Origin of the sequence: Pseudomonas baetica, from assembly GCF_019733355.1 — a bacterium.
Taxonomy (GTDB): domain Bacteria; phylum Pseudomonadota; class Gammaproteobacteria; order Pseudomonadales; family Pseudomonadaceae; genus Aquipseudomonas; species Aquipseudomonas baetica_A.
Genome location: NZ_JAIHLQ010000008.1, coordinates 183,542 through 192,688, shown reverse-complemented (window position 1 = coordinate 192,688; position 9,147 = coordinate 183,542). Strand labels below are relative to the sequence as shown.

The following is a 9,147-nucleotide window of genomic DNA, read 5'->3' as shown; positions in this document are numbered from 1 at the left end:
TGACTGGAGCTTGCGCGCGCCAATGCAGGGTTGGCGCACTCGGATTGTCTGCACAAACTTGATGATTTTCTGATCTTGATCGACTCGAGCCCGATAGACACGATCACGCTTGTAAAAGGCTTGACGACTGATCCCCATAAACTGGCAAGCCCTGCTGACACTCAGGGTTTGGGTTTGCGCAACGACTTGCCGGGCCGCTTTTTTACAATGGATACGCCGTAGTCGTTCTTCAGGACATCGACCACATCTTCAAAGAATTTGGCTTTCTGATTTGCCAGTGCCAGTTGCTCCTCAAGCTCTTTGATTCTCTGCTCGGGGGGCAGAGGCAAAGTTGGCTCGTCCATCGGTCGAGTCCTCTGGGTACGAATGGAGGCGCCTTGGCTCCAATCCTGTCGACCATGCTTGCGTAACCAGACCAACACCGTCGACCGACCTTGAATCCCATAACGCCGTTGAGCCTCTTTATAACTCAACTCGCCTTTTTCTACTTGGTCGACAACCGACAATTTAAAAGTCAGCGTGTAATCGCGCTGACTACGTTTTGCGCCCGTATCCATTGCACCCTCCTGATAAGAAGCCAGAAGGTGTAAACCTTATTCAGGACTAGACACCGGTAATGCGAAAAGCCCACGACGTGTCGTGGGCTTTTTTGTATGTCCTGATGCAAGCCCGCTCCCACAAGGGTTATGCGCTGCGGCTCAGCTCATCCGTACGAAGTTGATACCTGGATGCCAATACCTGAATCCTTGGATCTGTTGCACTTGACAGAGTCTGACTCGCCACCCGCAAAAAATTCAGATTACCGCCAGCCAAGGCTTTCTCAAGCCAAGCCACCGCTTCATCAATCCGCCCTTCCCCCGCCAACACTGCCGCGTAACTGAACTGCCCGCGAAAATCCCCGCCCTTGGCCGCACGTCGATACCACTCGCGCGCCATGACCGGATCCGCCGGACATGCCTGCCCTTCTTCCAGATAACGCCCCAGCAGATTCATCGATTTCGCATGGCCCCGTTCAGCCGCGCGCCGATAAAGCGCCAGCGCCTGCAGATGATCCACCACCACCCCGCGCCCAGTCGCCAGCAAATTGGCGAGGTTGTACATCGCCCAATCCAGCCCGGCATCCGCGGCGATCCGATAATGCTGCGCCGCAATGGACGCATCCGCGCGACAACCCCAACCATGCTCAAGACAACGCCCGAGCATATTGCGCGCCATCAAATGACCGCGCCCGGCGGCGATGCCAAACCAGCGCAGCGCCAACGGCTGATCCTTGGCAATGCCCTGCCCCTCCAGAAGGATCTGCCCCAGCAACGCCTGGGCTTCAACTTCGCCCTCACCCGCCGCCAGCAAAATCGCCTGCGCGGCACGGGCCGGACTTTCTTCGAGCATGGCGCTGAGTTGTTCACCGCTCAGGATTTCCTCGCGGCGCAATTGAAAACTCATACCTCGACCCAACGCCGCAGCAGGTTGTGATACGTGCCAGTAAGGCGGATCAGCGACGGGTGATCAGGCATGTCCTGGGTGAGTTGCTGGATCGCGTCGTCCATCTCGAACAGCAACGCGCGCTGGCTGTCTTCACGCACCAGGCTTTGCGTCCAGAAAAACGACGCATAACGCGCACCGCGAGTGACCGCATTGACCTTGTGCAGGCTGGTGCCGGGGTACAGCACCATGTCACCTGCAGGCAGCTTCACCCGCTGGGTGCCGAAGGTGTCCTGGATTTCCAGTTCGCCGCCGTCGTAATCCGCAGGCTCGCTGAAAAACAGCGTGGCCGACAGATCAGTGCGTACCCGCTCGATGCTGCCCTTCGGTTGGCGCACGGCGTTGTCGATGTGGAAGTCGAAACTGCCGCCGGCCGTGTAACAGTTCACTAACGGCGGGAACACTTTGTGCGGCAGCGCGGCAGACATGAACAGCGGATTTTTCCACAGCCGCTCAAGCATCGCCGCGCCGATTTCCTTGGTCAGCGGATGGCCCTCAGGCAATTGCAGATTGTGTTTGGCCTTGGCCGATTGGTAGCCGGCGGTGATCTTTCCATCGGCCCAATCCGCCTCTTCGAGCGCCTGGCGGATGCGCTGCACTTCTTCTTTCGCGAACAGGCCGGGAATGTGCAGCAGCATGGCAAACGTACCTGATGGTAAAAGGATGCCAATGGTATTGATTCTTATTGGCCGTGTAAAACCCACAGACGAATGAATCAGTAAAAACCGTAAGGTCAAATTGTAAAGAATGTAAATTCAGTGCGAATAACAATATTTCGCAATTGATACACATACCTGTTTACCCTATATTCCGCCGCCTCAAATCCTTGGGGAGGGGAATTCAAATGGCACGTCAACACGCTCAAATACCGGTCAGTTCACCACGTTTGCTCGCCTCTGCAATTGGCGTGGCAATCACCGCAGGCTCCGCAGGCCACATGGTATTCGCCGCCGAAAAGACCGACAGCAAAGCCTCTGGCAATGCCATCGCCCTGGATGCCACCGCCATCACCGGCGAAGTGCAGGACACCACGTCCTACCAGGTCGAGAAAGCCTCCTCGCCCAAGTACACCGCGCCGCTGGTCGACACACCGCGCTCGGTCACCGTGATCCCGCAACAAGTGCTCAAAGACACCGGCGCCCTGAACATGCAGGACGCGCTGCGTACCGTGCCGGGCATCACCTTTGGTGCCGGTGAGGGTGGCAACCCGCAGGGCGATCGTCCGTTCATCCGCGGCTTCGACGCCCAGGGCGACACCTACCTGGACGGCGTGCGCGATACCGGTTCGCAGAGCCGCGAGATCTTCGCCGTCGAAAACATCGAAGTCAGCAAGGGCCCGAACTCGGCCATCGGTGGTCGCGGCGCAGCGGGCGGCAGCATTAACCTGGTGAGCAAGAAAGCCCACCTGGGCGATTCGTTCGACGGTGGTTTTACCTGGGGCTCCGACCAGACCCAGCGCTACACCCTCGACGGCAACTACCAGTTCAGCGACACCGCTGCCGGGCGTCTGAACCTGATGAGCCACGAGAGCAACGTCGCCGGCCGCGACAAGGTCGATTACGACCGTTGGGGCATCGCGCCGTCGCTGGCGTTCGGCCTGGGCACCGACACCCGCGTCAACTTCGATTACTACCATCTGGAAAGCAACGACACACCGGACTCGGGCGTGCCGTACACCATCCCGACCGGTGGCTCGGCAGCACGCACCAAGTCCAATCCGGACAAGCCGTACGCCGGCGGTGACCACAGTAATTTCTACGGTCTGGATCGCGACTTCCGCAAGGGCCGCACCGACACCGCAACCTTCGCCATCGAGCACGATCTGAGCGACTCGCTGACGATCAAGAACACCCTGCGCCACGGCACCAGCATGCAGGATTACATCCTGACCCAGCCGGACGACAGCAAGGGCAACGTCAACAACGGCAGCGTCTGGCGTCGTGCGAACACTCGCGTGAGCAACACCGAGACCACCACCAACCAGACGGACCTGTTCGGCAACTTCTACGTCGCCGGTTTCAAGAACAGCTTCTCCACCGGCGTCGAATACACCCGTGAGCAAGGCCAGAAGTCCTCGTACACCGTCAACACCGACACCACGCCGCGCACCACCGCTGTCACCAATAACTGCACGCCGTCGATGATCGGCGCGTCGAGTGGCTACAACTGCACCTCGCTGTCGAACCCGAACCCGAACGATCCGTGGAACGGCGCGATCTCGCGCAACTACGCCGGCACCGACACCAAGGCCAACACTTACGCGCTGTATGTGTTCGACACTCTGGAACTGTCCGAGCAATGGCTGGTGAACATGGGCCTGCGTTACGACCACTTCGACACCGAATACAAAACCTACACCGCGGCCGGCAAAACCACCTCCAAGGGTGATGACACCAGCGAGTTCGTTACCGGTCAATTCGGCGTGGTCTACAAACCAGCGGATAACGGCAGCATCTATGCCTCCTATGCCACCTCCGCCACCCCGCCGGGCAACACCCTCGGCGAAGGCCAGGAAGGCAACCCGCTGGGCGGCACCCCGAACCGCGCCGGCAACTTGCTCAGCAGCGACATGGAGCCGGAAACCACCAAGAACTACGAAATCGGCACCAAGTGGGATCTGCTCAATGATCGCTTGTCGCTGACGGCTGATATCTTCCGCACCGAGAAAGATAACGCTCGCGTGCAAGTCGATACCACGTCGTACGAGAACGCCGGAAAAACCCGCGTACAAGGTATCGAACTGTCGGCCAGCGGCAAGATCACCGACCAGTGGCAAGTGTTCGCCGGTTACGCCTACATGGACAGCGAGCAGGTCGACGGCGGCCCGATGGGCAAGGCCAACGACGGTAACCAACTGCCTAACACGCCGAAAAACAGCGCCAGCCTGTGGACCACTTATCAGGTCACGCCGAAGCTGACGATCGGTGGCGGTGCGTTCTACGTCGATGACGTGTTCGGCAGCGTGGCCAACACCACCCTGGTCGATTCGTACGTGCGTTACGACGCGATGGCGGCCTACAAGCTGACCAAGAACGTCGACCTGCAACTCAACGTGCAGAACCTGACTAATGAAACCTATTACGACAAAGCCTTCGCGACCCACTTCGCCAACCAGGCGGCGGGCCGTACGGCACTGTTGAGCACCAACTTCCACTTCTGATCAATGCTGTAAATGTGGGAGTGAGCTTGCTCGCGAAGGCGATGTGTCAGTGAAATAGATATCGACTGACATGGCGCATTCGGGAGCAAGCCCCCTCCCACAAGGCATGCGCCGCAAGGTACGGCCCCGTTCACTCAGTTGAACGGGGCTTTTGTGCGTAATAAAGAACGCTTCTCGATAAGCCACGGCATAATGCGCGCCGTGATGACAATTTCCGAACGGACGGCGAGTGACGTGTTAAAGAAAACCCTGTTCCAGTTGCACTGGTTTTTTGGCATCACTGCCGGGCTGGTGCTGGCCTTGATGGGCATTACCGGTGCGGCCTATTCGTTTCAGGACGAAATCCTGCGAGCGCTGAACCCGTCGGTGCTGCAGGTGGAAAAACACGTCGCCGGGGTCCTGCCGCCGGTCGAACTGGTGGAGCGCATCGAGGCCACTTCGGGCAAGAAAGTCTCGATGCTCTGGGTCGAGACCGACAGCGGCAACGCAGCAAAGGTGTTCTTCACCCCGCCAAAAGGCCAACGTCGCGGCGAGATGCGCTACTTCGATCCGTACACCGCCGAGTTCAAGGGTGACGCAACCGGCCAGGACTTCTTCGGCCTGATGCTGCAACTGCACCGTTTCCTCGCCATGGGCGACACCGGGCGCAACATCACCGGTGCCTGCACCTTGATTCTGCTGTTCTTCTGCCTCTCTGGCCTGTACCTGCGCTGGCCGCGCCAGTGGAACAAATGGCGCGTGTGGCTGACCCTGGACTGGAAGAAAAAGGGCCGCGCTTTCAATTGGGATCTGCACTCCGTGGCGGGAACCTGGTGCCTGTTGGTGTATCTGCTGCTGGCGTTGACCGGGTTGTCGTGGTCGTACGAGTGGTACAACAAAGGCCTGACCAAACTGCTTTCCGACGCACCGCAAAACGAGCGCGTGCGCGGTGGTCGCGGGCCTGCGCCGCAAGGCCCGGCACCGACCGCCGACTATGCCGCGATGTGGAGCAGCATCTACAGCGCCGCCGGCCCGGGCCTGTCTGCCTACAACATCCGCATGCCGCCCGTGGCTGGCCAACCGGCGACGGTGTTCTACCTGCTCGACCGTTCGCCCCATGATCGCGCGCTGAACCAGATCACCCTCGACCCGGCCACCGGCATCGTCAAACGCGTTGATCGCTACGCCGACAAGCGTTTCAAGGCGCAATTGCTGACCAGCCTTTATGCGCTGCACGTGGGCAGCTATTTCGGCCTTGTCGGGCGGATCATCATCACGCTCGCCGCAGTGTGCATGCCGCTGTTCTTCATCACCGGATGGTTGTTGTACCTGGATCGTCGCCGCAAGAAACAACAGATCAACAATGCCCGCAAAGGCCTTGAACAACCGGCCGGCGGTGCGTCTTCGTGGTTGATCGGTTTCGCCAGCCAGAGCGGTTTCGCCGAGCAACTGGCGTGGCAGAGCGCAGGCCAATTGCAAGCCGCCGGGATGCCGGTGAACGTGCAACCGCTGGCAAACGTCAGTGAGCAGGATTTGCGTGAGTCAGCCAACGCATTGTTTGTCGTCAGCACCTTCGGCGACGGCGAGGCGCCAGACAGCGCCCGCGGTTTCGAGCGCAAAGTGCTCAGCCACGCGGCGACACTCGACAGCCTGAACTATGCGGTGCTGGGCCTTGGCGATCGCCAGTACCCGCACTTCTGCGGCTTCGCTCGACGCTTGCAGCAATGGCTGAGCGAGCACGGCGCCAAGACCTTGTTCGCCCCCGTGGAAGTCGACAGCGCTGATCCCTACGCCCTGCGTCACTGGCAAACCCAACTCGGCCAGATCACCGGGCAAGCGCCGGTCGACACCTGGCAAGCGCCGAACTACGACAACTGGACGCTGCTGCGCCGCGAGCGGATGAACCCGGACAGCAGCGGCTCGCCGGTTTTTCTGATCGCTCTGAGCGCACCGAACACCAGCAGTTGGCTGGCGGGTGATTTGGTGGAGGTGCTGCCACGCAACGGCGGTTGGGCCATCGAACACTTCCTCGACGGCCTCGGTATTCGCGGCGAGACCAAGGTGACCCTCAATGGCCTGGAAGAGCCGCTGGAAGTCGCCCTCGCCACCCGTCAGTTGCCGGAGCACCGCGCGCATCTGGTCGGTCTGCATGCGCAGGCGCTGGTCGACGCGATGGTGCCGCTGACGATGCGCGAATACTCGATTGCATCGATTCCCGCCGATGGCGTGCTGGAGCTGATTGTGCGTCAGGAACAACACGGCAATGGCAGCCTCGGCATCGGTTCCGGCTGGCTGACCGAACACGCGCCGTTGGGTGGCAGCATCAGTCTGCGAGTGCGCCGCAACAGCGGTTTCCACTTGCCGAACGAGCCAGTGCCCATGATTCTGCTGGGCAACGGCACGGGCCTTGCCGGGCTACGCAGTTTGCTCAAGGCACGCATCGCCGACGGTCAGCAGCGCCAGTGGTTGCTGTTTGGCGAGCGTAATCGTGAACACGACTTCCTCTGTCGAGCGGAGCTGGAGGAGTGGTTGATCAACGGCGATCTGGAGCGGCTGGACCTAGCGTTTTCGCGGGATCAGGTTGAGAAGGTTTATGTGCAGGATCGCTTGCGTGAATCGGCTGATGACCTGAAAAAATGGTTGGCCGACGGTGCTGTCATCTATATCTGTGGCAGCTTGCAGGGAATGGCATCAGGCGTGGACCAGGCACTCAACGACATCCTCGGCGCCGCCGAAGTCGAACGTCTGATCGAACAGGGACGTTATCGCAGGGACGTTTACTGACCCCACACATTCCCCACTGTGGGAGCGAGCCTGCTCGCGAAGGCGATTTAACACTCAACATTGATGTTGGCTGTAACTCCGCTTTCGCGAGCAGGCTCGCTCCCACAGGGGATGCGCTGATCAAACCGGCTGCAATTTTTTCTCAAACACCGCCACCCCATCCAGATCCCGCAACACCACACTCATCTCCCCACTCTGCCCTTCAATATTGACCTCGCCAAAAAACTGAAACCCGGCAAACGGCGAAGTGTTCTGTGCCGGCGGGGCTTTCTCGAACACCACTTCTGGGCCAAAGGTCTTGTCCAACGGATTAGGCCCGAAACTCCCGGCATTCAACGGCCCGGCGACAAACTCCCAGAACGGTTCGAAATCCTGAAACGCCGCACGATCCGGGTGATAGTGATGCGCCGCGCAGTAATGCACGTCTGCCGTCAGAAAGACAAAATTGCGCACCTGCTGCGCCCGCAGAAATCCGAGCAATTCAGCAATTTCCAGTTCACGCCCCTGCGCCGACCCCGGGTCGCCGTTGGCCACTGCTTCCCACCGTGCCACGCCAGGACTCACCTCGCCATCAGGCACACCAAGGCCAATCGGCATGTCGGCGGCGATCACTTTCCATTGCGCTTGCGAGCCCTTGAGCCCCTGCTTGAGCCAGTTCAGTTGCTCACGCCCAAGAAACGGTTTCGCCGCCCCGAGGTTGTCATCGTTGGCATCGCGATAGCTGCGCATGTCGAGGACAAACACATCAAGCATCGGCCCATAACTGAGCTTGCGATAAATCCGCCCGCCATCGTCAGCGGTCTGCAAGCGCATCGGCGCGTATTCGAGCCAGGCCTGACGTGCTCGGCCCACCAGCGTGTGGATATCTTTTTCCTGATAGCGCTCATCCAGTTGCTTGCCCGGCGACCAGTTGTTAACCACTTCATGGTCATCCCACTGCCAGATCTGCGGCACCTCGGCATTGAAGCGGCGGATGTTTTCGTCCATCAGGTTGTAGCGGTAGTTGCCGCGATAATCGTCGAGGGTCTGCGCGACTTTGCTCTTGGCTTCGGTGGTGATGTTGCGCCATATCCGACCGTTTTCAGTGGTCAGCTGCGCCGGCACCGGGCCGTCAGCGTAGATGGTGTCGCCGCTGTGGATAAAGAAGTCCGGCAGGCGCAGACGCATGGCTTCGTAGATACGCATGCCACCAATGTCCGGGTTGATGCCAAAACCCTGGCCGACGGTGTCGCCGCTCCAGACGAATCGAATATCACGCTTGGCCGTCGGCACGCTGCGCAAATGGCCGAACCACGGTTCGCTGGCGACGCCGGTCTGCGCGTCTTCAAAGTAAACACGATAGAAAATCGCCTGATCGGCGGGCAACCCGGTCAGCTCGACGCGAGCGGTGAAATCCGTGCGGGCGTCGGCCAGTGGTGAGACAGATCGGCGGGGGTTGCCGAACAGGCTCCGCGTGTCCCACTCAACCACCATCCGCGCCGGACGGTCGCTGCGGCTCCAGATCATCGCCCGGTCGCCTTGCAGGTCGCCGGACTGCACGCCGTCGGTGAGTTGCGGACGATCCTTGACCGACGCGATCACCGCCGGCGCCAGCCCCGGCATCAACAGCCCGGCACCCACGGCTTGCATGACACGACGGCGACCGAGGTTGAAATCGCTCATGGTGTTCTCCCTGGAAAAAGGAAAACTAAAGCACGGGTTTATGAACCCGGCATGACATCAGCCCCACCACAAACCCCAAT

The 9,147-nt window shown here is 60.0% G+C and carries 5 protein-coding genes and 1 pseudogene; 2 read left to right on the top strand and 4 right to left on the bottom strand.

The window, feature by feature from the left end:
- From K5E40_RS10405 to K5E40_RS10395, 3 genes and pseudogenes are all read right to left on the bottom strand, one after another.
- A pseudogene (locus K5E40_RS10405) lies at positions 1-557 on the bottom strand (helix-turn-helix domain-containing protein); the annotation flags it as partial.
- 127 nt (positions 558-684) lie between these two features.
- The gene (locus tag K5E40_RS10400; protein WP_221730633.1) at positions 685-1,443 is read right to left on the bottom strand and encodes a tetratricopeptide repeat protein; all 759 of its coding nucleotides are present in this window, start codon (positions 1,441-1,443) and stop codon (positions 685-687) included.
- Positions 1,440-2,120 (bottom strand): Fe2+-dependent dioxygenase, encoded by a 681-nt coding sequence (locus tag K5E40_RS10395; protein WP_221730632.1) that lies wholly within the window; start codon positions 2,118-2,120, stop codon positions 1,440-1,442. The genes K5E40_RS10400 and K5E40_RS10395 overlap by 4 nt, the downstream gene beginning before the upstream one ends.
- A gap of 206 nt (positions 2,121-2,326) precedes the next feature.
- Here K5E40_RS10395 and K5E40_RS10390 point away from each other — a divergent pair, with 206 nt between their 5' ends.
- Together K5E40_RS10390 and K5E40_RS10385 are read left to right on the top strand one after the other, a co-directional pair.
- On the top strand, positions 2,327-4,642 hold the full coding sequence (locus K5E40_RS10390) for a TonB-dependent siderophore receptor (protein WP_221730631.1): 2,316 nt from the start codon (positions 2,327-2,329) through the stop codon (positions 4,640-4,642).
- Between the two features lie 234 nt (positions 4,643-4,876).
- Entirely contained in the window at positions 4,877-7,405 is a 2,529-nt protein-coding gene (locus K5E40_RS10385; RefSeq protein WP_221730641.1) for a sulfite reductase flavoprotein subunit alpha, read from the top strand.
- 120 nt (positions 7,406-7,525) lie between these two features.
- Here the strand turns inward: K5E40_RS10385 and K5E40_RS10380 are convergent, their stop codons facing one another.
- Positions 7,526-9,067, bottom strand: coding sequence for an alkaline phosphatase (locus K5E40_RS10380; protein WP_221730630.1), 1,542 nt, complete (start codon positions 9,065-9,067; stop codon positions 7,526-7,528).
- Between the last annotated feature and the right edge of the window lie 80 nt (positions 9,068-9,147).

What these genes read in the sequence shown, in the direction of transcription:
- K5E40_RS10400 (WP_221730633.1), bottom strand. Translation starts at nt 1,443, where the DNA reads ATGAGTTTTCAATTGCGCCGCGAGGAAATCCTGAGCGGTGAACAACTC.
- K5E40_RS10395 (WP_221730632.1), bottom strand. Translation starts at nt 2,120, where the DNA reads ATGCTGCTGCACATTCCCGGCCTGTTCGCGAAAGAAGAAGTGCAGCGC.
- K5E40_RS10390 (WP_221730631.1), top strand. Translation starts at nt 2,327, where the DNA reads ATGGCACGTCAACACGCTCAAATACCGGTCAGTTCACCACGTTTGCTC.
- K5E40_RS10380 (WP_221730630.1), bottom strand. Translation starts at nt 9,067, where the DNA reads ATGAGCGATTTCAACCTCGGTCGCCGTCGTGTCATGCAAGCCGTGGGT.